The 506-nt window shown below is 30.0% G+C and carries 2 protein-coding genes; both read left to right on the forward strand.

Annotated elements, in window-relative coordinates:
* Positions 1-25 precede the first annotated feature (25 nt).
* Positions 26-118, forward strand: a complete 93-nt coding sequence (locus ACF91D_RS31695; RefSeq protein WP_392438689.1) for a type I toxin-antitoxin system Fst family toxin — start codon at positions 26-28, stop codon at positions 116-118.
* Between the two features lie 172 nt (positions 119-290).
* The coding region (locus ACF91D_RS31700) for a hypothetical protein (RefSeq protein WP_392438691.1) at positions 291-506 on the forward strand (216 nt) is incomplete at its 3' end.

The following is a 506-nucleotide window of genomic DNA, read 5'->3' on the forward strand; positions in this document are numbered from 1 at the left end:
TTTCGGCGGAAGGAGGTGAGCATCTGTGGACTTTTTATTCGTAACGGTTTTTGCACCTGTGATAACTGGATGTATTGTAGCTTGGTTTACCTATTGGTTAAACCAACGCAATAAGTAGGCGACTATCCATATCACATAAAGAGCCCCAACCTACGGCAATAGGTTGGGGCTCGGTGTATATCTATGGACTTTCTATTCGTTATTTGTATTATAACATCATAGTGGAGAAAAATGCAAAATGTAAATTTTATATTAGATATGAATAGTCTAGTATATGGTAGGAGGTATTTATGACAAAAGATAGAAAAGATACTTTAGATAGTAAGTATAAAACAGTAAGTTATTTAAATAAAGTTAAAGGAATGCTCTTTTGTTTATCGTTATTTTGCTCTTTTATTGCAACATTTATTGTAGATAATGTTTTTAAAGATTTCTTACTAATATTCTTTATAGTAATATTAGTATTTTTATTCGTAGTTGATAATATTTTAACAGTATGGTTAATT

It is taken from the genome of Staphylococcus sp. 231237_7MaSpsaltlick, from assembly GCF_043107035.1.